22 protein-coding genes are annotated in these 26243 nt (G+C 68.5%); 15 read left to right on the top strand and 7 right to left on the bottom strand.

The window, feature by feature from the left end; translation table 11 throughout:
- Nucleotides 1-2: 2 nt before the first annotated feature.
- A complete protein-coding gene (locus tag OG474_RS35135; protein WP_405057932.1) occupies nt 3-1010 on the bottom strand; it encodes a PEP/pyruvate-binding domain-containing protein in 1008 nt (335 codons plus the stop codon).
- Between the two features lie 59 nt (nt 1011-1069).
- Between OG474_RS35135 and OG474_RS35140 the strand changes: the two genes are divergently transcribed.
- The 4 genes from OG474_RS35140 (at nt 1070) to OG474_RS35155 (ending at nt 4068) form a co-directional block, all read left to right on the top strand.
- Nucleotides 1070-1426, top strand: coding sequence for a hypothetical protein (locus OG474_RS35140; protein ID WP_405057933.1), 357 nt, complete (start codon nt 1070-1072; stop codon nt 1424-1426).
- Complete coding sequence (locus tag OG474_RS35145) at nt 1423-1998, top strand: transcriptional regulator (protein ID WP_405057934.1); 576 nt, start codon at nt 1423-1425, stop codon at nt 1996-1998. The genes OG474_RS35140 and OG474_RS35145 overlap by 4 nt, the downstream gene beginning before the upstream one ends.
- Before the next feature lie 13 nt (nt 1999-2011).
- Nucleotides 2012-2893: an NAD-dependent protein deacetylase gene (locus OG474_RS35150; RefSeq protein WP_405057935.1), complete on the top strand. Its 882-nt coding sequence runs from the start codon at nt 2012-2014 to the stop codon at nt 2891-2893.
- A 68-nt stretch (nt 2894-2961) separates the two neighbouring features.
- Complete coding sequence (locus tag OG474_RS35155) at nt 2962-4068, top strand: FAD-dependent oxidoreductase (protein WP_405057936.1); 1107 nt, start codon at nt 2962-2964, stop codon at nt 4066-4068.
- A gap of 69 nt (nt 4069-4137) precedes the next feature.
- Here the strand turns inward: OG474_RS35155 and OG474_RS35160 are convergent, their stop codons facing one another.
- The 6 genes from OG474_RS35160 to OG474_RS35185 all read right to left on the bottom strand — a co-directional run bounded on the left by OG474_RS35160 (nt 4138) and on the right by OG474_RS35185 (nt 11781).
- Nucleotides 4138-5151, bottom strand: a complete 1014-nt coding sequence (locus OG474_RS35160) for an SGNH/GDSL hydrolase family protein (RefSeq protein WP_405057937.1) — start codon at nt 5149-5151, stop codon at nt 4138-4140.
- Nucleotides 5152-5225: 74 nt separating this feature from the next.
- Nucleotides 5226-6497 (bottom strand): hypothetical protein, encoded by a 1272-nt coding sequence (locus OG474_RS35165; RefSeq protein ID WP_405057938.1) that lies wholly within the window; start codon nt 6495-6497, stop codon nt 5226-5228.
- A 2-nt stretch (nt 6498-6499) separates the two neighbouring features.
- A complete protein-coding gene (locus OG474_RS35170; protein ID WP_405057939.1) occupies nt 6500-7012 on the bottom strand; it encodes a hypothetical protein in 513 nt (170 codons plus the stop codon).
- Nucleotides 7009-9132: a hydantoinase/oxoprolinase family protein gene (locus OG474_RS35175; RefSeq protein WP_405057940.1), complete on the bottom strand. Its 2124-nt coding sequence runs from the start codon at nt 9130-9132 to the stop codon at nt 7009-7011. The genes OG474_RS35170 and OG474_RS35175 overlap by 4 nt, the downstream gene beginning before the upstream one ends.
- Before the next feature lie 25 nt (nt 9133-9157).
- Nucleotides 9158-10780, bottom strand: coding sequence for an FAD-dependent oxidoreductase (locus OG474_RS35180; RefSeq protein ID WP_405057941.1), 1623 nt, complete (start codon nt 10778-10780; stop codon nt 9158-9160).
- Nucleotides 10777-11781, bottom strand: coding sequence for a LacI family DNA-binding transcriptional regulator (locus OG474_RS35185; RefSeq protein ID WP_405057942.1), 1005 nt, complete (start codon nt 11779-11781; stop codon nt 10777-10779). The genes OG474_RS35180 and OG474_RS35185 overlap by 4 nt, the downstream gene beginning before the upstream one ends.
- 184 nt (nt 11782-11965) lie before the next feature.
- Between OG474_RS35185 and OG474_RS35190 the strand changes: the two genes are divergently transcribed.
- The 11 genes from OG474_RS35190 to OG474_RS35240 all read left to right on the top strand — a co-directional run bounded on the left by OG474_RS35190 (nt 11966) and on the right by OG474_RS35240 (nt 26200).
- Complete coding sequence (locus tag OG474_RS35190) at nt 11966-12967, top strand: hypothetical protein (protein WP_405057943.1); 1002 nt, start codon at nt 11966-11968, stop codon at nt 12965-12967.
- 48 nt (nt 12968-13015) lie between these two features.
- A complete protein-coding gene (locus OG474_RS35195) occupies nt 13016-13993 on the top strand; it encodes a bifunctional riboflavin kinase/FAD synthetase (protein WP_405057944.1) in 978 nt (325 codons plus the stop codon).
- 115 nt (nt 13994-14108) lie between these two features.
- Nucleotides 14109-14381 carry a 30S ribosomal protein S15 gene (gene rpsO / locus OG474_RS35200; RefSeq protein ID WP_132167710.1) on the top strand — a complete coding sequence of 91 codons (273 nt, stop codon included), beginning with the start codon at nt 14109-14111 and terminating at the stop codon, nt 14379-14381.
- A 285-nt stretch (nt 14382-14666) separates the two neighbouring features.
- Complete coding sequence (locus OG474_RS35205) at nt 14667-16892, top strand: polyribonucleotide nucleotidyltransferase (protein WP_405064645.1); 2226 nt, start codon at nt 14667-14669, stop codon at nt 16890-16892.
- Entirely contained in the window at nt 16889-18202 is a 1314-nt protein-coding gene (locus OG474_RS35210) for a M16 family metallopeptidase (RefSeq protein ID WP_405057945.1), read from the top strand. The genes OG474_RS35205 and OG474_RS35210 overlap by 4 nt, the downstream gene beginning before the upstream one ends.
- A 130-nt stretch (nt 18203-18332) precedes the next feature.
- On the top strand, nt 18333-20033 hold the full coding sequence (locus OG474_RS35215) for an ATP-binding cassette domain-containing protein (RefSeq protein WP_405057946.1): 1701 nt from the start codon (nt 18333-18335) through the stop codon (nt 20031-20033).
- Between the two features lie 780 nt (nt 20034-20813).
- On the top strand, nt 20814-22397 hold the full coding sequence (locus OG474_RS35220) for an ABC transporter substrate-binding protein (protein ID WP_405057947.1): 1584 nt from the start codon (nt 20814-20816) through the stop codon (nt 22395-22397).
- Nucleotides 22398-23324 (top strand): ABC transporter permease, encoded by a 927-nt coding sequence (locus tag OG474_RS35225; RefSeq protein ID WP_405057948.1) that lies wholly within the window; start codon nt 22398-22400, stop codon nt 23322-23324. It begins immediately after the preceding gene.
- Nucleotides 23317-24210, top strand: a complete 894-nt coding sequence (locus OG474_RS35230) for an ABC transporter permease (RefSeq protein ID WP_405057949.1) — start codon at nt 23317-23319, stop codon at nt 24208-24210. Before OG474_RS35225 ends, OG474_RS35230 begins: the two co-directional genes overlap by 8 nt.
- Nucleotides 24207-25205 carry an ABC transporter ATP-binding protein gene (locus tag OG474_RS35235; RefSeq protein ID WP_405057950.1) on the top strand — a complete coding sequence of 333 codons (999 nt, stop codon included), beginning with the start codon at nt 24207-24209 and terminating at the stop codon, nt 25203-25205. Before OG474_RS35230 ends, OG474_RS35235 begins: the two co-directional genes overlap by 4 nt.
- Nucleotides 25205-26200: an ABC transporter ATP-binding protein gene (locus OG474_RS35240; protein WP_405057951.1), complete on the top strand. Its 996-nt coding sequence runs from the start codon at nt 25205-25207 to the stop codon at nt 26198-26200. The genes OG474_RS35235 and OG474_RS35240 overlap by 1 nt, the downstream gene beginning before the upstream one ends.
- The last annotated feature ends 43 nt before the right edge of the window (nt 26201-26243 follow it).

The raw sequence follows: 26243 nt of genomic DNA on the forward strand, positions 1-26243 counted from the left end.
TGTCAGCAGTGGTGGATCACACCGGTGATGCCGTTGAGGGTGAGGGGAGTGCCTTCGGGGATGGTGAGGGCGTTCGGTACGGCGAGGATCGCGGGGATGCGGTGTTCGCGGGCGAGGATGGCGGCGTGGGAGAGGCGGCCGCCGGTCTCGGTGATGATGCCGGCGATGACTCGGAAGAGTGGGGTCCAGGCGGGGTCGGTGTAGCGGCAGATGAGGATGTCGCCAGGGCGGACGCGGGGGAAGTCGGTGGGGGTGTGGACCGGGCGAGCCGGGCCGCTGGCGGTACCGGGGCTGCCGGTGGTGCCGTGCAGTGGGACGGTGATGGGGCGGGCTTGGAGCAGCCAGAGGTGTTCACCCGCGAAGGCGAATTCGAGGTCCTGGGGTGCACCTAGGAGCTGTTCGACGGCTTCGCCGAGCTGCCAGAGGTCGCGGAGTTGCGAGTCGGTCAGGCAGTAGCGGGCGCGGTCAGCGGGGGAGGCCGGGGTCGTGGTGGTGCCGTCGACGCGAGTGGCCTTGTCACCGAGGCGCCGCTCGAGAACGTTGCCATCAGCAAGTGTGTAGGTGTCCGGAGTGACGCGGCCGCTGACGACGCTCTCGCCGAGTCCCCACGAGGCCTCGATGTGGGTAGGCGATCCGGTGAAGAGCACGCCGGACACGTCCGCGTCGACCTGGCGCTGCACGATCACTGCCATTCGAGCATCGGTACGGCGGTACTCAGCCGCCCGCTCGGACCCCAGCGAGGCCCGAGTTGCGGCGATCCGATCGGCGAGCTGGGCGTGGTGAACCCCGAGGAACGACTCGTACACACCGGCCGCGGACCGAGCCGCCGTGTCTTCGGTCGAGGCGGACGAGCGAACGGCGTACGGGCCGTCTGCCAACGAGGTCAGGTCGACCGAGGCACCGTGCGGGATGACGATGCCCGGCGGCACCGGGAAGCCCGCGCGCAGCAGCAGGCCGAGCGTCGCGGCCTTGCCACCTACCGAGGGACCCGCTTCCGCGAGACTGATCACCCCGACCAACCTTTCAATGTTTTGTTGACAACATTCCGTTGATCATGCACTGTTCGAGCATGCAACGCAACGACGACCACGCGCAGGCCGAGCGGGAGGCGGACGCCCGTCGCGAGCTGCTTGATCTGGGTGCCGATCAGCTCGAGCGCCGCCCCTGGCAACCCGCGCCGGTGCCGCCGTCGGCCGTCGATCTCGTCCACTTCTTCCTGGCCTCGAACAGCGACAACCCAGCCGCCGCGCGCGCCGCCCTGCAACTGCTCCCAGCAGCAAGAGCAGAGCTCGACCAGCTGGAGACCGGTCTGATGTTCGCCGCCCGTGGTCTCGGGCTGACCTGGGCCGAGATGGCTCGCGCGCTCGGCCTCAACTCGCCGCAGGCCTGTCAGCAGCGCCTCGACCGACTGACCGCCCGCTCGTGAGCCGCCGATCCACGCCAGAGCTGCTCACTCTGCACGCCGTCCGCCTCCTCGGCGTCGGGGACGACCAGGCGATCGCAGACCGGTTCGCGCTCGACCCGGCGACGACCAAAGAGCTCATTCTCGACCAGCAAGCGTTCGGCTGGGTCACCTGGAGCGAGTTCGCGGACGTCGGCGGCTGGTCGCTCACCGACGCCGGCCGGGCGGAGAATGAACGTACCCTCCAGGCAGAGCTAGGTCCCGACGACGACACCGTCCGAACGACTTACGCGGCCTTCCTGCCGCTCAACGCGCGCCTCCAGGCCGCCTGCACCCAGTGGCAGCTCAAGCCCACCGCAGACGACCCCCTGGCCTTCAACGATCACAGCGACCCCGCCTGGGACCAGGCCGTCCACGACGAGCTCGCAGCGATCGGCGGCGACCTCGCCCCGCTCAACGCCGACCTCACCAGCCTTCTGGCCCGCTTCGAGGGCTACGACACCCGCTTCATGGCGGCAAACGACGTTGAGGCCCGCCATCGAGTGTGGTTCGAGCTGCACGAAGACCTGATCGCCACCCTCGGCGTGCGCCGGTAAGTACTCTGGAGTCGTGCGCTCCCGTCCAACCCTTCAATGGGCCCCCGGCCCCGACGTCCTCGCGCTCGAGCCCGGTACGACGGACATCGCGCCGCTGGCCGAGATCATCAGCAGCCGCAACACCGTCGTACTGAGTGGCGCCGGCCTGTCCACCGAGTCCGGCATCCCCGACTACCGCGGCGAGACCGGCAGCCTGCGGACGCACACCCCGATGACGTACGACGACTTCGCGAGCAGCGAGTCCGGCCGCCAGCGCTACTGGGCGCGCAGCCACCTCGGCTGGCGCACGATCGCCCGCGCCCACCCGAACGACGGCCACCGCGCCGTCGCCGCGCTCCAGGCCCGCGGCTACCTGAGCGGTGTCATCACCCAGAACGTCGATGGTCTGCACACCGCCGCCGGCACCAGAGATGTGATCGAGCTGCACGGCAATCTCGACCGCGTCATCTGCCTGGACTGCGGTGCGACGTCTCCCCGCGAGACCCTCGACGCGCGACTGCGCGAGGCCAACAAGACCTTCGAGGCGGAGGCGACCCGGATCAACCCCGACGGCGACGTGGACCTGCCCGACGACGTCGTCCAGAGCTTCACCGTCGTCCCGTGCACGGTCTGCGGCGGACGGCTCAAGCCGGACGTGGTCTTCTTCGGCGAGAACGTCCCCAAGCCCCGCGTCGAGCGCTGCTACGACCTGATCGACGCAGCCAACGCCGTACTGGTCCTGGGCTCGTCCCTGACCGTCATGTCAGGTTTCCGCTTCGTCCGCCACGCCGCCAAGGCCGGTAGGCCGGTCCTGATCGTCAACCAGGGGATCACTCGTGGCGACCCGTACGCGCTGCACCGCATCAACCTTCCGCTCGGCCAAGCGCTCACTGAGCTGACCGCGCGCCTGCGCTGACACGGCGTACCAGACACAGGCCAGTGCTCTGGACGTCGGATGCCAGCGGTCCGGTCGAAGCTGAGGCCATGAACATCACAATCATCGGCGCCGGCCTGGCCGGCTTGACTCTTGCCCGCGTCCTGCACGTCCACGGAATCCCGGCTGTCGTCCACGAGGCCGAGCCGTCCGCGGGGGCCCGCGCTCAGGGCGGCATGCTCGACATCCACGACTACAACGGTCAGCTGGCCGTCAAGGCCGCCGGGTTGACGGACGAGTTCCGCGACCTCGCCCTGGAGGGCCGGCAAGCTTTGCGCATCCTGGATCGGGACGGAACGGTCCGCTTCGAGAAGGGCGACGACGGGACCGGTGGACGCCCCGAGGTGCAGCGCGGCGAACTCCGCGAGCTGCTGATCAACTCCCTCCCGGCCGGCACCGTCCAGTGGGGCCACAAGGTCGACACTGCCGTTGCCCTCAGCAACGGCCAGCACGAGGTGACCTTCACTGACGGCACCAGCCTCCGCACGGACCTGCTCGTCGGCGCCGACGGCGCGTGGTCCCGCGTCCGGCCGCTGCTCTCCGACGCTGTCCCCGAATACGCCGGTACGTCGTTCGTCGAGACCTACCTGTACGACGCCGACGAGCGTCACCCGGCCACCGCGCAGGCGGTCGGTGGTGGGTCGATGTTCGTTCCCGCACAGGGCGGAATGCTCAACGCGCACCGGGAGCGCGGCGCGACCCTGCACACCTATGTGGTCCTGGACAAGCCGGAGGACTGGTTCGCCCAGTTCGACTTCGCCGACTCGGATGCCACCGCGGCCCGGCTCGTCCGCGAGTTCGACGGGTGGGCGCCGGAGCTCACCGCGCTGATCACCGACAGCGACACCCCGCTCCTCCACCGGCCGCACTTCACGCTGCCGATCGGGCACCGCTGGGACCGGGTCGCGGGGGTCACCCTGATCGGGGATGCCGCCCATCTTCAGGCTCCCGACGGCGAGGGTGCCAACAACGCGATGCTCGACGGCGCCGAGCTCGGCCAGGCTCTCGCGGCGCGCCCGGACGATCCGGAAGGAGCCTTGGCCGAGTACGAGCAGGGGATGTTCGCCCGGATGGCCGTACCCAGCGACGGCGCCGAGTTCATGGCGGAGATCTTCGGCGGTGCCCCGCCGGAGAGCCTCACCGACCTGTTGGGCTGACAGACACCACCGGGCCGAGCCACGCGTGATGTGGCCCGGCCTGGGGTCCGGCGTACGGATTGGAAAGGGTCAGCGTTGCGCGCTGGTCCGTACGCGGTCATTGGCGGCCTTCACGGCCGGGGAGGTTGCTGCTTCCTTGGTCAGCTCGCGGCCCTTCGCGGCCCACGACGCCTGCTCGGACGCGGTGACTGTGGCCGACTTGCCGGTGAGCTTCTTGAAGGTCAGCGACGCGACGCCGGCCTGACCCTCGTAGCGCGGGTGGTAGTTGGCCGCGCGCAGCAGGTTGAGGTCCTTGCCCTGGATCCAGGCCTGCCCGTCCGGCGCGCAGGCGTCGTGACCGGTCGACGGTCCGAACGTGTCGACGTACGTCGCTCCGGTGGCGGCGGCCGCGTTCGACACGGCCGCGTTGAGCGCCTGCTCGATCGAGTACAGGTAGGCGTAGTCGCCGTCCGCGAACGGCAGGATGTCCGGGCAGGTCCCGTGCTGCGGTGCGATCTGCGGGTAGCCGACCAGCACGATCGTTGCCTTTGGCGACCGTTGTTTGATGCCCTGGACAACGGTGGTGATCCGCGTCTGGGTCTGCGCGAGCTTCGCCTTCAGTGTGTCGACGCCGTCGACGGTGAAGTGGGCCTTGCAGGGCGCGCCGCCCGGGTCCGAGGCACGCAGCCCCGGGCAGGTGCCGACGATCGAGCCGAAGACGCCGAAGTCGTTCCCGCCGATGCCGACCGTGACGAGGTCGGTCCGCGGGGTCAGCGCGTCGAACTGCGGCGCCGCCGTACCGATGACGGTGCTCTGCGGGCTCAGCATGTGCGTGGTGTCCGCGCCGCCGCAGCTGACGTCGGTGAAGTGGTAGACGCCGAGCGCGGCCGCGACCATCTTCGGGTAGTTGCTGTATGAGCGGGCGCACCCGAGCGACAGCAGATCCGGGATCGGCACGAACGGGGCCGAGGTGTAGGAGTCACCGAGCGCGACGTACTCGCGGTAGTGCGGGCGTCCCGCATCAGCTGATGCGGTCGCTGCGACGGTCAATGCCGTCGTCATCAGCAACCCGGTGACCGCCGCGATCGCACGGTGGAACTTCACTTGGCCTCCCCAAGGCTCGGCAACGCCGCCCACACTAAGTTGAGTGACGCGCCGATTACAAGGGGTGATCAAACTCAAAGATAGAGAATCGCGGTGAGCACCATTCCGCCCAGTCCGACCAGCCAGGTGAACGGCAGCGTCGACAGCATCGACCGCTCGGGCCGCACCCCGGCGTACTGAGCCGCCCACACGGTCTGGGTGCTCGTCGGGTCGGAGACGCCGAAGACCTGGTTGTACGACGCCATCAGCCCGACGACTGCGGCGAGCGGGTAGATGCCGCCGGTGACCAGCACGCCCGCGACCCCGGCGCCGAGTCCGAACACGTTGAGCGGACCACGGAACAGGCACAGCGGGACCAGCGCGGCGAAGACGACGACGAACCAGATCGGGGCCGACGGACTGATCGCCGCCACGATCGGTGTCAGCGCGGTCTTGGCCCCTGGCAGCTTCACGGCCGCCAGCAGCATTCCGATCGCGACGAACAGAGCGATCGGCGGTGCCGCGACCTCAAATCCCTTGTACAGCGAGCGAAGCGCGCGCTCGTTGAGATCGCCCCACTTGGTCGTCGTCGCCAGTGCGTAGACGACGCCGGCGAGCAGCGACGGCACGATCGGCACGGTGAATCCGAGGGCGAGCACGATCGGCACCAGCGGGGTGGCCAGGGCGTACCAGGGGGCGTCGCCGCGCCGTACGCGTGCCTTCGGCCGCTCCAGCTGCACCGCCCACGCGTGCCGGGCGCCGCGGCGGGTCTGGACGAGGACGTAGGCGATCCCGACGACCAGTGCGATCGGGAACAGCCGGATCATGACCGTTCGCACCTCGGAGACCGGTGCGCCGAGCGCGTCCGACATGAACTGCCACACCGGCAGCTCCAACGGCGATCCGGCCGAGATCCCCATCAGAACGGTACCGGCGGCCGCGACTGGGCGCAGTCCGACCGCGATCATCGCCGGGATGCCGACCACGCCCGCGAGCATCGCCGCCGGGGCTGAGCCGGTGATGCTGCCGCACAGGATCGACACCGCGAAGACGCCGAGCGCGACGACCGCCGGCCGCTCACCGCCGAACTCGACGATCTTGCGGACGAGCGTGCCGCCGATGCCGGTCTGGTCGAGCAGCGTGCCGAGCCAGGACCCGAGCAGTACGGCGATCATCGTGGACGCGAGCGTGATCGCGCCGTTCTGCAGCACGCCGGTCAGGATGCTGTCCTTCGCGCCGGTCAGAGGTGCACCCGAGATCAGCGCGATGCCCAGCGCGAGCAGCGCTAGCGCGAAGGCGGTCGGTAGGACGCGGGTGAGCATCAGCAGGACGCCGACGGCCATCAGGACCAGGATTGCGATCCCCATGATCAGTTCCTTCCCGCGAGTGCGGCGGTGAGCAGTAGCGGGCTGACGGCCAGGCCACTGCGTCGATGGGCGAAGCGGTGCGCGGCGATCTCGTCCGCACCGGCCACGTGGCCGCGGATCCGGAATGGCCCGAGTCGCGCTGCGGTGTGGCCGAGCCGCCGGTTCAGTTCGCGCACATCGAGCCGGTGGTGCGCCACCTCGTGTGCGATGGCTGCTCGACGCAGAGTCTCGCGAGTGATCGGCCAGCCGCGTTCGCGCGCCAGTTCTTCGGTACGGCGCAACGCATCCGTGTACACGACGACCGTGCCGCGCTGGTGTTCCGCCAGCAGCAGTTCGCCTTTCCGGACGCCGCCCTCGCGCTCCACCACGTGGATCTCGACCGGTGTATCGGTGTCGGCCAGTTCGTCGCCGTATTCGAGAGCCGTGCGGGCCCATGACTGCAGTTGCTCGTCGGTCCGGTTCTCGTGGGTGGGTGTGTCCCGCAGCAGGCCGACTGCCAGGTCCAGATCGTTCATCCGCGGTCCTCCAGGATCAGGACGACCGGCTCGTCGTCTGCTCGGGTCTTCAGTTCCGCGCCGGCCAGGGCGAGCAGTTGGTCGCCGTCGAGCACTCCGGACAGGTCGGCGATCTTCGGGCCGACGAGCAGCCAGACCGCTGGGATGCGCGCACCACCGTCGCCGTACCGGGTGTGCTGATCCGCCAAGGCAGCCAGCCGGGCGGGCGCCGTACCGGCGTCGGCGGTCTCGACGACCACGCTCTTGCTGTGCAGGCGGATCACGCCCTCACCGTCGACCACTCGCAGGTGCATGACCGACCTGCCGAAGCGGCGGCGTTTCGAGGCGCCGAACACGTCGTACTGCGGAGTGGTCGCCAGCTCGCGCACCTCGGCCGGACTGACGCCGATGCTGCGGGCCACGGCAGCGTGCACCGCACAAGCATCAAGACTGGCGGCGCGGTCCTTCGTACGGAGTTCGGTGGCGCCTGTCGCGACTGCGCGAATCAGATTGCGCTGCGGGTCGACGGTGACGTCCACCTCGACACCGGCCGGGTCGGCGCCCTGCGCGACCACAGCGGCCTCGGCCTGGGCACGGGTAGCCAGAATGTCCGCGTTGGACGGGCTGGGCACGATTCGCTCGACCGATTCGCGCACTAGGGCCAGTGCGGCGCCGAGCGGGCTGATGACCTCCGCATGCGCGGCGATCCGCCAGTCATGGCCGGTCTCGGCGCCCAGGAACGGCGTGACCGCAGCTGCGCCACCTCCACCGCCCACCAGCGTCGGATGGTCGAGCCGGTACTCCTGGACCAGCTGGTCGACCACTGCCCGCACCGGCTTCACCGCTTGGCGCAGTACGGCCCGCGCTGCTTCCTGCACCGACAGGCCGAGAGCTGTGGCGAGCGGCTGCAGGGCGGCTTGCGACGACTCCTCGTTGGCATAGGCATAGCTGTCCGCCGGTACGACGCCGAGCGCGTTGGCAGCGCAGGTGAGGGTGAGGGCGTAGCGGGTGCCGTCTGCGGTCTCGATCGCCACGTAGTCCGCCGGGTCACCAGGCCGCGGCGAAATGGTGATCAGCTTGGCTCCGGACCAGACTGCTGCCGGTGCGAAGCAGGCATACGGCAGTCCGGCGATGTGCGCACTCCGCGGACCGACCTCGGTGATCGCTCGGCCGGAGAACCTGATGAGTGACCCACCGCCGATGCCGACCGTGCGCACGTCGAGGGCCGGCAGGTAGGTCTCGTGCCCGCCGAGGTGTGCATGCCGGACCAGCACCCGGCCGCGCCGTACGACGCTGATGTCGGTGGACGTGCCACCGGTCTCCAGGAACACGCCTTCGCTGAGGCGCTCCGCCATCAACGCCCCGGCCACGCCAGCGGCCGGGCCGGACAGTGCCGTCAGCAACGGCCGGCGGCGCATCTCCGCCAACGACATCACCCCGCCATCGCCGCGGACGACCATCAGCGCTGCGGTGATGCCTGCCCGTCGGACACTGCTCTCGACCAGATCTGCGGTCGAGACCATCCGCGGCATGATCCCGGCGTTCAGGACCGCCGTACGAGCTCGTTTGGTCAGTCCGTAGAGGCCAGTGATCTCGTGGGTCGCAGTGGCGAGCACGCCACGCTCTCGGGCGGCTGCGGCGACCGCGTCCTCACCGCCGGGATCGTCCACGCTGAAGGGTTCGACGGCGACGACCACCTCGGCGCCGGCCCGGACGAGCTCGTCGACTGCGGCTCCCGCCCGCGCCGGATCTCGGACGGCGACGAAGCGGACGGGCAGTTTGCGCCCAGGGGCCAGCTCCATCTTGCCGAAGGCGCGCAGCCGCTTGGTCGCGAAGGCGTCGTACCCGGTGCCGACTCCGGCGATGCCGACGGTCGCGACATCGCCCTCCAGCAACGCATTGGTGGCCTGGGTGGTGCCGTGGGCGAGGAACGAGACGTCGTCCGCACTGAGACCGAGGTCGGCGCGCAGCTTCTCCAGCGCCTCCAGAATGCCGTGGGCGACGCCGTCGGTGTGGTCATGGCTGGTCGGCACCTTGACCTGGCCGAGCAGTTCGAACGTGCGCGCGTCGACGGCGACCGCGTCGGTGAACGTGCCACCGACGTCGATCCCGACCCGCACCGCACCTGGCTGGAACGTCATGATCCGCACCTCCAAGGGGGGAAACTCAGTACCCGCGGACCTCGGGCCACCGGCGCTCGACACCGGCGCGGTCGAGCAACCGGGCGAACTCTTCGAACACCGCGGGGTCCTCGCCCACGTGGTGCGGTTCGGTGCCACCGCGCAGGGCGAACCCGGCCAGGTGTCCGGCGACCTCGCCGATGTTCCACTCGACGGGATGTAGCCGATGGCAACCATTCGTGATGTGCGTGGTGCCGATGTTCTTGCCGGCCGGCAACAGGTTCCGCATCCGCCGCGGCAGCAACGCGCCCAGCGGTAGCTCGAACGGCACACTCGGTACGTCGACATAGTTGTCGCCCGCGGTCGAGGGGTGCAGGTCGAGCCGGTAGCTGCCGATGCCGACCGCGTCGTCGCGGCGCTTGCGGCCGGTCGGGCCGAGGATGTCGAGCGACACGTCCTGCTCGACGATCGTGGTCACTGCGCGGATCCGGCGGCCCTCCCGCACATAGGCGGACTTCGCCAGACCGTCCTTCGTGCCGACCACATCGTGCCGCAGTCGCAAGCCAGGGAAGCCAGTGCCGCCGTCGAGTCGGGGTGCCTCGGTCTGCAGCCAGTAGAGGACGGACAGGGACAGCTGCTTGGCCTCGTGGTGTGCCTGCGCCACGTCGGTGGCAGTGGTCACACCGTCGATCTCGAGCGCGGGCCGCAGCCAGTAGTCGTTGAGCGGCCAGTTGACCAGTGTGATGTCGGAGTCGAACGCGCCCGGCTGATGCAGTTTGCGGGCCAGGATCCGCCGGAACCCCCACAGCTCCTTGTCGCCGGCGTCGGCGCTCTGGTCCGCACTGATCGCCAGCGGATCGGTGTCCGGGTTGGGATCGAAGGTGCGGGGGACAGGCTCCAGCGATCGCGGATCCGGGGCAACGAACCCGAGCAGCGGGCCGGGCCAGAAGTCCGGCGTGTAGTCCCGCCAGATTCCGTACATGTGCGGCCGGTCGATGGTGTGGTCCTGGCCGGCGTGATGCGAGAGTGCGAAGCAGTAGGTGATGCCCTGCAGGTTCGCCGGGTTCGCCTGCTCCGGTGCGTGCGGTTCGCCGTACTCGGCCTGCGCTTCGGCACCCACTGCGAACTCGGTCCCAGTCAGCGGTAGCAGGTCGCCGTTCTCCGTCGCATCGAGCACATAGCTCGCATGGACCGTGACGCTGTCGCCATCCGGACCTTCAAGGGTGATGGCGTCGACGCGGTCACCGGAGACCTCAGCTGCGACCGGCCTGTGCTGCAGCAACACAGTCAGGCGTCCAGCCGACCGGTGCGGTGCCAGCATCGCCTCCAGCACTGCGAGTGCTACCCGTGGCTCGTGGCACAGCTTGCTGACGCGCCCAGCGCCTGGATTCAGGTCGGCCAGCGCAGCAGCCTCCGCACGCAACGGGTAGTGGCGCCGGTAGTAGTCACGCACACCCTCACGGAACAGCCGGTACGTCGCAGTGCTGCCGAACTGCTCGATCCACGGGTTCTCGTCCGGTGGTACGGCCTGGGCGGTGAACTGACCGCCTACCCAGTCGGTCTCCTCGGTCAGCACGACGCGGTGTCCTGCCGACGCGGCGGCCAGGGCGGCGGCGACGCCACCGACCCCGCCACCGACGACGAGGATCTCGGTGCCGAGCTCAGTCATTCCGTACTCCTTGGCGGTCCGACCTCACGGCCGGCTACTGGTGGGCACCACAGCAGCTGCTGCGGCGCGGTGGCCTGGTCGGTGATCAGCTCGATGAGCAGCCGGACCGCATGCCGTCCCATCTCCTGCATCGGAACCTCGAACCCGCTGACTCCAGGCGGTCCGCCCAGCACCGCCAGCGACAGGTCATCCGGCACGGACAACCCGGCTGCGTCGACAGCCGCGCGCACCGCCCGGTACGCCGTACCGGTGTCGGTGCCTTCGACGACCAGTGCTGTGACGCCGTCGGCCAGCCAGGAGCGCACCTCGTCGGCGGACAGCTCCGGTCCGTCGAGCCGGACGACCTCGGTCTGTGGTGCAGCCTGCAGAACGCCTCGCATCCGGTCCTCGGACGACGGGGCTTCGTCAGGCTCCCGGACGTACCGGATGTTGCGGTGTCCCAGGCCGATCAGCCGCTCCAGCACTTCTGCCGACGCCGCGACGTAGTCCGCGCCCACGTAGGGGATGCGGCCAGCTAGCTCGGGTCGGCGGCCGATGTAGACGAGCGGGAAGCCCGCGTCGACCAGCCGGGCAACGGGGGCTTCCGGGACCTGCCGGCCGAAGAACAGGCAGCCGTCGGCCATCCGGGTACGGCGGATGGCCGCCTCCTGCCGGGCCTCCGGACCGCTGGTGCCGGTGAAGAGGATCAGGTCCTGCCCGAGCGAGGCGGCCTCGGCCTCAACGCCGGACAGGATCGGGTGGTAGATGTCCGCCTCGTTGGTCGGGAACGCGGTCCGGAACGTATACAGGCCGAGCAGGTTCGACCGGGAATGCGCGAGCCGCTTGGCGACCGGGTGCGGGACGTACCCCAGCTCCTCGGCGACCTCCAGGATCCGGGCCCGGGTCTCGTCGGCCATCCGGATCGTCTGTTTGCCGCCGAGCACGACCGAGACGGCGGCCTGCGACACCCCCGCGATCCGGGCGATGTCCGCCTGCCGCGGCATCCGGCGTTCTGTCGTCATTCGGCTCTCCTGGCTGGCTAATGCGCTTTAGGTGAGCATCAAGGGGATTTCCGGCGAAGTCAAGACTTGCATCGAATGGTGCTGAATCGCTTAGAACGGTGACTAATACGGATTAGCGTCTTGACAGTCGTTGAAGACCCCGCCCAGAGTCGAGGCACCAACCCCGCCCCGAGGATGTGGTCGTATGACGCAGATTTCCCGCCGTACCGTGCTTCGTGGAACCGCCGGAGCCGGGCTCGGCCTCGCCGGTCTGCCGTTGCTCGGCGCCGCTCCCGCGAGTGCCGCGCCCGCGGGCTTTCCGACGTACCGGTATGTGCGGAACGCGTTCGACAAGTCCAAGCTCAAGTACGAGCCGGCGCGAAAAGAGGTGATCTTCCCGTGCATCCGCGGAACGATCGGACGGATCGCGAACCCGCTCGGCCGGTACTACCTCTACTACGCGCCGCACGAGGCGCCGGGCGGCATCTGCCTGAGCTACAGCGACAGCCTCGAGGGACCCTTCATCGAGTACCCGAACAACCCGATCGTGGCGAACAACTGGAGCCCGCACTACAGCGTCAGTCATGTCTCGTCGCCGTTCGTGCTCTGGAACGAGTCCGCACAGGAGATGTGGCTGTACTTCCACGGCGAGAACACCACCACCCGGCTCGCCCGATCCAAGGACGGCATCCACTTCACCTACGACAAGGTGGTGCTGTCGACCTCGATGATGCCCGCGGGGACGACGGAGACGTCGTACGCGAAGGTGTTCGAGCACGAACTACCGGCCAAGGGATCGAAGTACGTGATGGTCTTCATGATCAACACCACCGCGAACCACCGGTCGATCGGCTGGGGCCGGTCGGTGGACGGACGGACCTGGGTCTTCTCACCCAACTCGCTGATCCGCCCCGAAGAGGTCGGCTCGCAGGACATCGGCGCGCCCTCGGTGGTGCACCGCAACAACTCGACGTACGTGATCTACCACCAGGACAAGGCGTCCGGCGGCCGGATGCTGATCACCGAGGTGGGCAACGACTTCACCAAGCGCAACCACCTCGGCGTCTTCCACAACCCGCTGGCCGGCGGGCCCGACAACGGCCGCTCCGCCGCCGCGTCGTTCGGCACCATGGACGGCAAGGAGTACATGTTCTACGAGGCGGGGGAGCGGCTGGCCGGAGCCATCGCGATCGCCCGCGCGGTCTGATTGTGGGCCGGTGCGCTGAGGGTCCGCCAGACATGGAATCCTGGGCTTATGCAGGTCTGGCACGGTTTGGACGAGGTGGGCGCTGACTTCGGCCCGTCGGTCGTCACCATCGGCAACTTCGACGGGGTGCACCGGGGACACCAGGAGGTGCTCGCGCATGCGAAGGCGCGGGCGGCCGAGCTGGGTGGTCTGCCGGTGGTCGCGCTCACCTTCGACCCGCACCCGATGCGGGTGCTGCGGCCGGACCACGCGCCGCTGATGCTCAGTGAGCCGGGTCAGCGGGCGGACCTGCTCGGCGCGCACGGCGCCGACGCCGTACTGATCCTCCCGTTCGACAAGGACGTGGCGAGCTGGCCGCCGGAGGAGTTCATCGAGCGGGTCCTGGTCGGCACGCTGCACGCCAAGGCGGTGGTGGTCGGGGAGAACTTCCGGTTCGGCCACCGCGCCGCCGGGCACGTGGACACGCTGGTCGCGGCCGGTACGACGTACGGGTTCCAGGTAGAAGGTCTGAGCCTGGCCGGCGAGGCTCAGCCGTGGTCGTCGACCTACGTCCGGCAGGAGCTGGCCGACGGGCACGTGGAGGCTGCCGCCGAAGCGCTCGGACGGCCGCTGCGGGTGACCGGTGTGGTCATCGAGGGGGACAAGCGCGGTCGCGAGCTCGGGTACCCGACCGCGAACATCCCGGCGGATCCGACTGCCGCCGTACCGCAGGACGGGGTGTACGCGGGGTGGCTGACCGTGCTGACCCCGGCCGAGGGCGGGCCGGCGACAGTATCGATCGGATTTGGCGAGCCGATGCCGGCGGCGATCAGCGTCGGCAGCAACCCCACCTTCGACGGCGTGGACCGGCGGGTGGAGTCGTATGTGCTGGATCGCGACGACCTGGAGCTCTACGGCGCCCGGGTCGCGATCGACTTCGTGGCGCGGCTGCGGGGGAGCCAGATTCGCTTCGAAACCATCGACGACCTGCTGGTTCAGATGAAGGCGGACGTCGACGGGGCGCGAGGGATCCTCACGCAGAATTAGGGTGGCGCGTCCACGGACTGATACTCTGGCCGCTGCCGTCTGACGGCCGCGGATCGAGAGTGCTCGGGTGACGAAGCCCCGGTGCGCCGCGCAACGGAAATCGAGAGGAACTTCTGTGTCAGCTGTTGATGCTGCAACGAAGAAGAAGATCATGGGCGAGTACGCCCTGACCGAGGGCGACACGGGTTCTCCCGAGGTCCAGGTTGCGCTACTGACGTTCCGGATCGCGCACCTGACGGAGCACCTGAAGGAGCACAAGCACGACCACCACAGCCGTCGTGGCCTGCTGCTGCTCGTCGGTCAGCGCCGCCGGCTGCTGAACTACCTGGCGAAGAAGGACATCAGCCGTTACCGGTCCCTGATCGAGCGGCTCGGCCTCCGCCGATGACGTCGTGAGGAGCGGCCCCCGGGTTCGGGTGGCCGCTCCTCGCGTATCCACGCCCAGGGTGGGCGCGGATGAACAACTGAATACGACGATGGCGACGCGCAGCGCGTGGCGGGAGGACGACCGGTCCTCGGTAGTGACCTTCGGATCCCAGGCTCTGTTTGATTCAAAACGGGACCAGGGATCCGCGGGCCTCGATCGAAGACCGGCACCCCGATAGCTCGCGCCCCGCAGTCGTCAACACTGTGACGAGAGGGGTATCCCGTGTCGGGATCCACCAACGCGCCGATGGACGGCGCACAATTTTCTGAGGCCGTTGTCGACAACGGCAGTTTCGGTACCCGCACCATCCGCTTCGAGACGGGCCGTCTGGCCCAGCAGGCCGCCGGCTCCGCCGCCGCCTACCTCGACGGCGACACGATGGTGCTCTCGGCCACCACGGCGAGCAAGAAGCCCAAGGACCAGTTCGACTTCTTCCCGCTGACGGTGGACGTCGAGGAGCGGATGTACGCCGCCGGCCGGATCCCGGGCTCGTTCTTCCGCCGGGAGGGCCGTCCTTCCGAGGAGGCCATCCTGACCTGCCGGCTGATCGACCGCCCGCTGCGGCCGTCGTTCGTCTCCGGCCTGCGTAACGAGATCCAGGTCGTCATCACGGTCCTGGCGCTCAACCCGGACAAGCTGTACGACGTGCTCGCGATCAACGCGGCGTCGATGTCCACCCAGATCGCCGGGCTGCCGTTCTCGGGCCCGATCGGCGCCGTCCGCGTCGCCCTGATCGGCAACCAGTGGGTCGCGTTCCCGACCCACACCGAGCTCGCCGACGCCGTCTTCGACATGGTGGTCGCGGGTCGCGTCACCGATGCCGGTGACGTCGCGATCATGATGGTCGAGGCCGAGTCCACCTCGACCACCTTCGACAAGGTTGCCGGTGGCGCCCAGGCGCCGACCGAAGAGATCGTTGCCGAGGGCCTCGAAGCCGCCAAGGGCTTCATCAAGACCCTGGTCGACGCGCAGTCCGAGCTGGCCGCCCTGGCGTCCAAGCCGACCGGCGAGTTCCCGGTCTTCCCGGACTACCTCGAGGACGCGTTCGCCGCCGTCGAGAAGGCCGCGACCGAGGAGCTGGTCGAGGCGCTCGCGATCACCGGCAAGCACGACCGCGACGACGCCACCGACGCCGTCAAGGCCGCCGTGGTGGCGAAGCTGGCCGCTGACTTCGAGGGCCGTGAGAAGGAGCTGTCCGCAGCCTTCCGCTCGCTGACCAAGAAGCTCGTCCGCAACCGCGTCCTCAAGGACAAGATCCGGATGGACGGCCGCGGGCTGGCCGACATCCGGCCGCTGAAGGCGCAGATCGGCGTCCTGCCGCGCGTCCACGGTTCGGCCATCTTCGAGCGCGGCGAGACCCAGATCATGGGTGTCACCACGCTGAACATGCTCCGGATGGAGCAGCAGCTCGACACGCTCTCCCCGGAGACGCGTAAGCGCTACATGCACAACTACAACTTCCCGCCGTACTCGACCGGCGAGACCGGCCGGGTCGGTTCGCCGAAGCGCCGCGAGATCGGTCATGGCGCGCTGGCCGAGCGGGCCCTCGTGCCCGTCCTGCCGTCGCGTGAGGACTTCCCGTACGCGCTGCGTCAGGTGTCCGAGGCCCTCGGGTCCAACGGCTCCACCTCGATGGGTTCGGTCTGCGCCTCGACCCTGTCGCTGCTGAACGCCGGTGTGCCGCTGAAGGCCCCCGTCGCCGGTATCGCGATGGGCCTCATCTCCGGTGAGGTCAAGGGCAAGACCGAGTACGTCGCGCTGACCGACATCCTCGGTGCCGAGGACGCGTTCGGCGACATGGACTTCAAGGTCGCCGGTACCAAGGACTTCGTCACGGCCCTCCAGCTGGACACGAAGCTCGACGGCATCCCGGCGAGCGTGCTCGCCGGCGCGCTGACCCAGGCCAAGGAAGCCCGCCTGACGATCCTGGACGTGATGGCCAAGGCCATCGACGCGCCGGGTGAGATGAGCGAGTTCGCGCCGCGGGTCATCTCGGTCAAGGTCCCTGTGGACAAGATCGGAGAGGTCATCGGCCCGAAGGGCAAGATGATCAACCAGATCACCGACGAGACCGGCGCCGACATCTCCATCGAGGACGACGGCACGGTGTACATCGGTGCGACGGACGGCCCCTCGGCCGACGCGGCGCGCGCGATGATCAACGCGATCGCCAACCCGACGATGCCGGAGAAGGGTGAGCGCTACCTGGGCACGGTCGTGAAGACGACCAACTTCGGTGCGTTCATCAGCCTGCTCCCGGGCAAGGACGGCCTGCTGCACATCAGCAAGCTGCGTGGCCTGGCCGGTGGCAAGCGCGTCGAGGCCGTCGAGGATGTCCTCTCGGTCGGTCAGAAGCTCCAGGTCGAGATCGCCGAGATCGACGACCGCGGCAAGCTTTCGCTGATCCCGGTGGTCGAGGGTGAAGCCGGCGAGAAGTCCGACGACGACAAGGGTGCTGACTCCGCCGAGTGAGTAGGGCCATCACCAGCACGTTGCTGAGCCCGGAGGCGGGCGGTCCGATCAAACGGACCGTCCTGCCCTCCGGGCTTCGTGTGCTGTCCCAGTCCGTACCGGGCTTCCGCTCGGTCACCTTCGGCGTGTGGGTCGGTGTCGGCTCGCGTGACGAGCCGGAGCAGCTGAACGGCGCCACCCACTTCCTCGAGCACCTGCTGTTCAAGGGCACCGAGCGCCGCGACGCGCTGGAGATCTCCGCGGAGATCGACGCGGTGGGCGGCGAGATGAACGCGTTCACCGGCAAGGAGTACACCTGCTACTACGCGCGGGTGCTGGACTCCGATCTGCCGCTCGCGGTCGACGTCATCTGCGACATGATCACCTCGGCGACGCTCACCAGCGAGGACGTCGAGAGCGAACGCGACGTCATCGACGAAGAGATCGCGATGCACGCCGACGAGACGTCGGACCACATCCACGACCTGTTCGCCGAGCAGCTGTGGGGCACGTCCCCGCTCGGCCGCTCGATCACCGGTACGCCGGAGTCGGTCGCCGCGCTGACCCGTCAGCAGGTCGCCGGTTGGTATCGCCGTCGCTACAAGCCCGCCAACATCGTCGTCTCGGTCGCCGGCAACGTCGAGCACGGTGACGTCGTTCGCCTTGTCCGTAAGGCGTTCGAGCGCCACTGGGTCACCACCGACGCCGAACCAGCGCCGGTACGACGCCCGTCCGGTCGCCGCATCCCGACGTACAGCGGGAGTCGTGTTCACCACCGCGACGTCGAGCAGGCGCACCTGGTGTTCGGCCTGCCGGGACTGGTGCGGAACGACCCGCGCCGGTACGCCGCCGGTGTGCTGAACGGAATTGTCGGCGGCGGCATGTCGTCCCGGCTGTTCCAGGAGGTCCGCGAGAAGCGCGGCCTGGCCTACTCGGTCTTCACCTTCGGTTCGGCGTACGTCGATTCCGGCATGGTCGGCGTCTACGCCGGCTGCCTCCCGAAGAAGGCGCCCGAGGTCCTGGACGTCGTCCGCGCCGAGCTCGAGTCGATCGCCTCCGGCACCATCACCCCCGACGAACTCCTCCGCGGCAAGGGCCAGATGCGCGGCTCCGTCGTGATGGGCCTCGAGGACACCGGCGCCAAGATGACCCGGATCGCCAAAGCCGAACTCGTCTACGGCGAGCTCCCCACGGTCGACCAGATCCTGCACCACATCGACACCGTCACCCTCGACGACGTCACCGCCCTAGCCGCCGAGCTCTACGCCGGCACCCCAACTCTGACGGTTATGGGCCCCTACGACGAAGACACAACCGCCTTCACGTTGTAGCCTCGGTTGCAACGTCACACGTGATCTGCCGCTGGATCGCACTCTGAACGCGATCGCATGCACTTGACGGCCGACGGTATCCGCGCTGTTTTCGCAGTGCGGCTCCGGCCTGTCTTCTGCGAGGATCACCATGCTCGACGCGTTCCGTACCGCCCGTGAATCTCTTGTCGACGCCGCCCGAGTTTCGCCCGGCTGGCTCGCGTTCTGCTCGTTGTTGGTGCTGGCTCAGGCGGCGCTGCCCGGCGTACAGGTGGTGCTGATCGGGGAGTTGGTGGATCGGCTCACCGCTGGGGACCGGCCGTGGGGGTTGCTGATCGGGCTGACGGCTGTCGTCGGGTCGATGTATCCGTTGAGCGCGATGGCGCGGGATGCTGGGCAGCGGCTGATGTTGCGGCTCCGGCTGCACTACCGCTCCGAACTCCTGCATGCCTCCGCCCGACTGAGTCCGAGCCGGCTGGCTGACCCCGCGGTGGCCACGGAGCTTGAGGGGAGTCAGGCCGCGATCGACCCGATGAGTACCGTCGCGAACCAGCCTGTTCAGGTACTCGGCGCCGGGGTGACCGCGGTGGTGCTCTGTGTCGCGATCGGGGCCATCAACCTCCTGTCCGGCGTGCTGGTCCTGGTCGCGTTGGTGCCGACCGTGCTCGCGTTCACCGCCATTGCCCGGATGGAGGGCCGCTGTTGGCCTGAGGTCGCGGCGAACGATCGGCGCGCGGTGTACGCGACTGAGCAACTTCTCCAGCAGCGCTCCGGCACGGAACTGGCCGTCCTCGGCTCCGGCGCCAAGGTTGCCGACCTGGCGATCGGGTACCGCGCGACCGCGACCCGCGCCCTGGATCGGATGATCCGTACGGCGATGTCCTTCGAGCTGCTGGCCGCCCTCGCGACCGTGGTGCTGTTCGGCGCGGCCCTGGTGGCGCTGGTGGTCGGTGGTGCCGGCGGGGGAGCAGCGGCCGCCGCGATCGCGGGCACGATCTCCGGGCTGAACGCGATCCGGTTGTGCGGCTATGCCTTCGGACTCATCGTCACCGCCGCGCCGCGGGCGACGACGTACCGGGGCTTCGTCGGCAGCGTGCCGGTCGCGGAGCCGCAGACCGTCGTACCAGTGGTCGAATCAGTTGCCCTCGACAACGTCAGCTTTGGCTACCCCGGAGCCGGTACGGCGGCGCTGCGCGACGCGACGATCACCGCCTGCCGGGGCGAGCTGGTTGCCCTGGTCGGCGTCAACGGCGCGGGCAAGTCGACCATCGTCAATCTGCTGGTCGGTGCCCTGCGTCCCGACCGTGGGCAGGTACTGATCGACGGCAAGGATGCTGCCGAGCTGACCGAGGCTGAGCGGCTCGGTCACTTCGGCGTACTGGTGCAGGAGTTCGGCCGGTTCGAGTTCACCCTGCGCGACGCCGTCGCTCTCGGATCTCCGCAGGCCGTGCCGGACGCCGCGGTTCGGGCCGCACTGGCCGGCACCTTCGCGGCCGAGCTCCCGCTGGACACCCAGCTCGGTCAGCAGTGGGGTGGCACCGGGATCTCCGGCGGCCAGTGGCAACGCGTCGCGCTGGCCCGGATCCACCTGCGCGGAGCCGGGATCTGGATCCTCGACGAGCCCACCTCCGCCATCGACGCCGAGGCGGAACGCGAGATCTTCGCGGACCTCCGCCGTACCAAAGCCACCCGCATCACCCTCGTCGTCTCGCACCGGGCCTCGACCCTGACCGAGATGGACCGCATCTACGTCATCGACGAGGGCACCGTCGTCCAGCAAGGCACCTACCACGACCTGATCGCCGCCCCCTCCGGCCGCTTCGCCCGCCTCTTCGTCACCCAGCAAGACTGACCCACCCACCCACCCCGATCCCAACCCCACCGCCCGCCCACGGAGCCGCCTCCCCAACCGTTTCGCCGCGTCGCCCCACGGAAACCCCCGCAGGCACCCCTCCCCGAACTGGTTTGGGGAGGGGGGTGTACCGAGATCTGCGGGTAAGTCTCCCCGAACTGGTTTGGGGAGGGGGGTGTACCGAGATCTGCGGGTAAGTCTCCCCGAACTGGTTTGGGGAGGGGGGTGCACCGGAATCTGCGGGTAAGTCTCCCCGAACTGGTTTGGGGAGGGGGGTGTACCGAGAACGGCGGGTAAGTCTCCCCGAACTGGTTTGGGGAGGGGGGTGCACCGGAATCTGCGGGTAAGTCTCCCCGAACTGGTTTGGGGAGGGGGGTGCACCGGAATCTGCGGGTAAGTCTCCCCGAACTGGTTTGGGGAGGGGGGTGCACCGGAATCTGCGGGTAAGTCTCCCCGAACTGGTTTGGGGAGGGGGGCTGGAGGGTGCGCGCGAGTGGCGGTTGCGCGTTTGTGTGCACAAACTGATTTGTCAGGAATCTGGTGTGACATCTGATGACTTCGGGCGTTGGGGCGATTAAGGTGGATCGGTTAGGCGCGTCGCGGCTCGGGTCATCTGAGGTCTTGGAGAGGTAACGCCTGTGTTACTTGGCGCCTTTTGCGGGCTGACAACGTTGACATGCGCAGTTTCGACCAGCGAGCATGGCGCTTGATCCGCCCGCTGAACGGCGCTTTGCCGAGGAAGTTGGTTCGACCGTGCGACGTCTGACTGGGGTTGTGGGGGTGGCACTCGGGCTTTCGCTGGTGCTCGCCTCGTGTGGAGGCAAGTCGGGTGGGGACGGCAGCTCGGGGGGTGGGGCCAAGAGCGAGGTGATCGCGATCGCGGCCGACCCGCTGGACTACATCAACCCGCTGAACGAGAACGGCAGCGCGGGGATCCAGATCGCGATGGCGATGTTCGCGCCGCTGGTGACGACCGATCCGAACAGCGGCAAGCTGCTGAACGTGATGGCCGACTCGGTCACGCCGGACAAGACCAGCCAGACCTGGACGATCAAGCTGCGCCCGGGCAACACCTTCCAGAACGGTCAGGCGCTGACCGCCAAGGACTACGTCGACAGCTGGAACATGACCGCCCAGGGCTCGAACGCCTGGAAGAACAACGGCTTCTTCTCCAAGGTCGAGGGCTACGAGGCGCTGAACCCGGAGACCCCGGAGGGCGCGACGCCGAAGCCGACGTCGGTGAAGGCGCTCAGCGGTCTCAAGCAGGTCGACGACCTGACCTTCACGGTCAAGCTCAAGGTGCCGTTCTCGCAGTTCGGGCTGACCCTGCAGTACCTCGGTCTCGCGCCGCTGCCGGAGGAGGTCCGCAAGGACCCGGACGCCTACAAGCGCAAGCCGATCGGCAACGGCCCGTACAAGCTGGCCGCCGCCTGGAACGCCGGTGACGACATCAAGCTGGCCAAGTGGGACGGCTACAAGGGTCCGCTGGTGCCGGAGGCCGAGTCGATCACCTACCGCTACATCCCGAACGCGGACACGGCGTACAACGAGTTCCTGGCCGGCAACGTCGACTTCGTCGATGTCCCGCCGACCAAGACCAAGACGTTCAAGCAGGACGCTCCCGACGGCTGGGTGACGAGCATCAGCTCCGGCGCGAACTACCTGACGATGCCGGACTGGGACCCGCGGTTCAAGAACCCGAAGCTGCGGCACGCGTTCTCGATGGCGATCGACCGGAAGGCCTTCGCCGACCTGGTCGGGCTGTCCGAGCCGGCCAAGAGCCTGGTCGCGCCGGACATGGACGGCTACCGCGCCGACGCCTGCAAGTACTGCGACTTCGACGCCACCAAGGCCAAGCAGCTGCTCGCCGAGGCCGGCGGTTTCTCCGACACGCTCTTCATCAACTACAACACGTCGTCCGCGACCGGCCAGATCTTCGCCGAGGCGATCGGCAACATGCTCCGGCAGAACCTCGGCCTCCAGGTGAAGTACGCCGGCAAGGCCGCCTCCGAGATCACCACGCTGGCCGACCAGCGCAAGCTCGACGGCCTGCGGTTCAGCGGCTGGGGCCACGACTACCCGTCGATCGAGGACTACCTGACCCCGATGTTCAAGTCCACCGGTGACGCGAACTTCGCCCACTACGCCAACCCGGCGCTGGACGCCGTACTGGCCAAGGGCGACGCGGAGCCGAACCCGGAGAAGGCGATCGCGTTCTACCAGCAGGCCGAGGACATCGCGCTCGAGGACATGCCGCTGGTCCCGCTCTACACCAAGTCCAACGCCTACCTGCACTCGGCCAAGATCGAGCCCCGCGTCTCCAAGTACGTCGGTGTCTCGGCCCTGTGGGCGACGTTCAAGTAGATGATCCGGTACATCCTTCGCCGCATCCTCGCGGCGATCCCGATCGGCCTGATCGTCACGCTGGGGGTCTTCGCGCTCGTCTTCGCGATGCCTGGGGACCCCCTGCGGGAACTGGCCGGCGACAAGCCGATCCCGGCCGCCGTGATGGCGGCCAAGCGGGCGCAGTTCCACCTCGACGATCCCTTCATCGTGCAGTACCTGCTGAGCATGAAGGACATCCTCACCGGCAACTTCGGTACGACGTTCGCCGGTGCCGACATCGCCGACCAGCTGCGGCTGCGGATCCCGGTCACCGTCAAGCTGGCGACGATGAGCCTGGCGTTCCAGTGGATCCTCGGCCTGCTGTTCGGCCTGTACGCCGGGTTCCGGCGCAACGGCATCGTCGACCGGGTGTTGCTGCTGGCAACGTTGGTCGTGCTGGCCGTGCCCGGACTGGTGCTGTACTTCACCGGGCAGTACCTGTTCGGCGTCGAGCTGAAGTGGTTGCCGGTCTCCGGCGTCCGTGACGGCTGGCCGCTGGCTTATCTGCTGCCGGCGCTGTGTATCGGTGTCGCGGGTTTCGCCGGCCTGGCCCGGCTGACCCGGACGTCGATCGTCGACACGACCAACTCCGACTTCGTGAAGACCGCACGCGCCAAGGGGCTCGGTGAGCAGCGGATCCTCTGGCGGCACGTGCTGCCGAACGCCCTGCTGCCGATGGTCACGTTGATGGGCATCGACTTCGCCGGCATCTTCGGCGGCGCGGTGCTGGCGGAGAGCATCTTCAACCTGCCCGGGCTCGGCCAGTTCATGTTCCAGGCGATCAAGCTGAAGGAGGGCGGAGTGGTGGTGCTGCTGTCCACGCTCGCGTTCCTGATGTTCATCGTGATCAACCTGGTGGTCGACATCATCTACGGCGCGATCGATCCGAGGGTGCGCAATGTCTGAGACCCAGCAGGTCTTCGGGGCCGAGACGCAGGACCTCGAAGGCCGGACCCTGTCGAACCGCGAGCTGCTGCGGGCGTTGCTGCGCAAACCGCAGTTCGACATCTGCCTCGTCCTGGTGCTGCTCTTTTTCGTGATGGCCGCGGTCCCAAGCCTGTTCACCTCGGTGGATCCGCGGTTCTGCGAGCTCGGCAAGAGCACGCACAGCCGCGAGCCCGGGCATCCGTTCGGCTTCGACATCCAGGGCTGCGACTACTTCGCGAACGTCATCTACGGCGCCCGGCCGTCGGTCATGGTCAGCATCGTCGCCGGCCTCGGCGGCTTCCTCGTCGCGGGTCTGCTCGGCCTGCTGGCCGGCTACTTCCCAGGCCTGGTGGACAACGTGATCTCGCGCGTCGCCGACGTCCTGTTCTCCTTGCCGGGGCTGATCGCGCTGATCGTGGTCCTGAACTCGGTCCCGAACCGGAGCATCTGGATCATCGTCGCGATCATCCTCGTCACCACCTGGCCGCAGGGCATGCGGATCATGCGGTCCTCGGTCTTCTCGGTGCGCAACCGCGAGTACGTGCTGGCCGCCCGATCGGTCGGCGTACCGCCGCTGCGGATCCTGCGCAAACACGTCTTCCCGAACGCGATGGCGCCCCTGCTCGCCATGACCACGCTCGGGATCGGCGGCCTGATCGGCCTCGAGGCGGTGCTCACCTTCCTCGGTGTCGGCCTGCAACCGCCATCGATCTCGTGGGGCTCACAGTTCGGCGTCGCGGCGTCGTACCGGGAGTCGCCGCACCTGTTCATCTGGCCGGCCCTGTTCATCTCCACCATGACGATCTCGTTCATGATCATCGGCGATTCCATCAGGGACGCCCTCGACCCGAAGCTGCTGCGATGACTATTGGCGAAGTACTGCTCAAGGTCGAGAACCTGACCGTCGAGTTCGACACTCCGCACGGTTCGGTGCGGGCGGTCGACGGGGTGTCGTGGCAGGTGCGGGCGGGGGAGACGCTGGCGATCCTGGGGGAGTCGGGGTCGGGCAAGAGCGTGTCGACGCAGGCGCTGACCGGGATCCTGGAGATGCCGCCGGGGCGGATCGTGTCCGGTACGGCGGAGTACCGCGGCGCCGACCTCATCGCGATGACCACGAAGGAACGCCGCAAGATCGTCGGGGACCGGATCACCATGGTGTTCCAGGACTCGCTATCGGCGCTGAACCCGGTGCAGTCGGTCGGGACGCAGATCGCCGAGTGCTACCGGGTGCACCGCGGGATGTCGAAGAAGGACGCGCTGAAGCGGGCGGCCGAGATGCTCGACCAGGTGCGGATCCCGGCCGCGGCGAAGCGGGTGAACGACTATCCGCACGAGTTCTCCGGCGGCATGCGGCAGCGCGTGATGCTGGCGATGGCGCTCGCGCTCGATCCCGACGTACTGATCGCCGATGAGCCGACGACCGCGCTCGACGTCACCGTGCAGGCGCAGATCCTCGAGCTGATCGCGGACCTTCAGGCCGAGCGCGACATGGGCGTCGTACTGATCACGCACGACCTCGGTGTCGTCAGTGACGTCGCCGACAACGTGGTGGTGATGTACGCCGGTCACGTGGTCGAGCGCGCGTCGACGGCCGCGGCGCTCGATCATCCCGTGCACCCCTACACCGAGGGGCTGCTCGGCTCGATGCCGTCGGCCGATCTCAAGGGGCAGGAGCTGCCGACCATCCCCGGTACGCCGCCGTCGTTGCGGGCGATCCCGTCCGGCTGCGCGTTCCGGCCGCGGTGCCCGATCGCGATCGAGGACTGCGCGCACGACGTACCGCCGTTGCTGACGGTGGCTCCCGGCCGCGATGCCGCGTGCATCCGGCGGACGACGCTCGCCGAGAAGGAGGCCGTCTGATGGCCGAAGAGTTGCTGGTGGCAACGGATCTGGTGAAGCACTACGACATCAGCCCGGCGCTGCACTTCGGGTCGAAGGTGCTGGTCCGCGCGGTCGAGGGCGTGAACCTGACGCTGCGCAAGGGCGAGTCGCTCGGCATCGTCGGCGAATCCGGGTGCGGCAAGTCGACGCTCGTCCGGCTGCTCGCCGCGCTGGAGAAGCCGACCTCCGGCGCGATCGAGTACGGCGGGGTCGACGTCAGCAAACTGCGTGGTCGCGAACTGCGGAAGTGGCGGCAGAACGTCCAGGTCGTCTTCCAGGACCCGTACTCCAGCCTGAACCCGCGGATGCGCGTCGGCGAGATCATCGCCGAACCGCTCGAGGTGCACCCGGACGTCTCCAAGGGGATGGACATCCGCAAGCGCGTCCGCGAACTGCTGGAGCTGGTCGGTCTGCGGGCCGAGGACGAGAGCAAGTTCCCGCACCAGTTCTCCGGTGGGCAGCGGCAGCGGATCGGGATCGCGCGGGCGATCGCGCTCAACCCCGACGTGCTGCTGTGCGACGAGCCGGTCTCCGCGCTCGACCTGTCCGTCCAGGCGCAGGTGGTGAACCTGCTGATGCGGCTCCAGCGGGAGCTCGGGCTGAGCATCATCTTCGTCGCGCACGATCTCTCCGTCGTGCGGCACGTCTCCGACCGGGTCGCCGTCATGTACCTCGGCCGGATCGCGGAGCTGGGTGAGCATCAGAACGTGTACGACGTACCGGCGCATCCGTACACGCAGGCGCTGCTGTCCGCCGAGCCCGGCCTGGCCCGGCAAGGCCGCAAGCGCATCGTCCTGGCCGGCGACCCGCCGTCCCCCGTCTCGCCGCCCTCGGGCTGCCGCTTCCACACCCGCTGCCTGCGCGCCGAGTCCCGCTGCAGGACCGAAGAACCCCAGCTCCGCCCCATCCCCAGCGGCCAAACCGTAGCCTGCCACTTCGCCGAAGACGCCCAATCCACCTACACCCCCGCCTGAACCAACCCGCCTTGAGCCCCCATCAACCATTTCCGCGCCGTGG

This window comes from Kribbella sp. NBC_01505, from assembly GCF_045040285.1.
Lineage (GTDB): Bacteria > Actinomycetota > Actinomycetes > Propionibacteriales > Kribbellaceae > Kribbella.

What these genes read in the sequence shown, in the direction of transcription:
- OG474_RS35230 (WP_405057949.1), top strand. Translation starts at nt 23,317, where the DNA reads ATGTCTGAGACCCAGCAGGTCTTCGGGGCCGAGACGCAGGACCTCGAA.
- OG474_RS35155 (WP_405057936.1), top strand. Translation starts at nt 2,962, where the DNA reads ATGAACATCACAATCATCGGCGCCGGCCTGGCCGGCTTGACTCTTGCC.
- OG474_RS35195 (WP_405057944.1), top strand. Translation starts at nt 13,016, where the DNA reads ATGCAGGTCTGGCACGGTTTGGACGAGGTGGGCGCTGACTTCGGCCCG.
- OG474_RS35225 (WP_405057948.1), top strand. Translation starts at nt 22,398, where the DNA reads ATGATCCGGTACATCCTTCGCCGCATCCTCGCGGCGATCCCGATCGGC.
- OG474_RS35175 (WP_405057940.1), bottom strand. Translation starts at nt 9,132, where the DNA reads ATGACGTTCCAGCCAGGTGCGGTGCGGGTCGGGATCGACGTCGGTGGC.
- OG474_RS35140 (WP_405057933.1), top strand. Translation starts at nt 1,070, where the DNA reads ATGCAACGCAACGACGACCACGCGCAGGCCGAGCGGGAGGCGGACGCC.
- OG474_RS35205 (WP_405064645.1), top strand. Translation starts at nt 14,667, where the DNA reads ATGGACGGCGCACAATTTTCTGAGGCCGTTGTCGACAACGGCAGTTTC.
- OG474_RS35180 (WP_405057941.1), bottom strand. Translation starts at nt 10,780, where the DNA reads ATGACTGAGCTCGGCACCGAGATCCTCGTCGTCGGTGGCGGGGTCGGT.
- OG474_RS35235 (WP_405057950.1), top strand. Translation starts at nt 24,207, where the DNA reads ATGACTATTGGCGAAGTACTGCTCAAGGTCGAGAACCTGACCGTCGAG.
- OG474_RS35190 (WP_405057943.1), top strand. Translation starts at nt 11,966, where the DNA reads ATGACGCAGATTTCCCGCCGTACCGTGCTTCGTGGAACCGCCGGAGCC.
- OG474_RS35170 (WP_405057939.1), bottom strand. Translation starts at nt 7,012, where the DNA reads ATGAACGATCTGGACCTGGCAGTCGGCCTGCTGCGGGACACACCCACC.
- OG474_RS35165 (WP_405057938.1), bottom strand. Translation starts at nt 6,497, where the DNA reads ATGGGGATCGCAATCCTGGTCCTGATGGCCGTCGGCGTCCTGCTGATG.
- OG474_RS35240 (WP_405057951.1), top strand. Translation starts at nt 25,205, where the DNA reads ATGGCCGAAGAGTTGCTGGTGGCAACGGATCTGGTGAAGCACTACGAC.
- OG474_RS35185 (WP_405057942.1), bottom strand. Translation starts at nt 11,781, where the DNA reads ATGACGACAGAACGCCGGATGCCGCGGCAGGCGGACATCGCCCGGATC.
- OG474_RS35215 (WP_405057946.1), top strand. Translation starts at nt 18,333, where the DNA reads ATGCTCGACGCGTTCCGTACCGCCCGTGAATCTCTTGTCGACGCCGCC.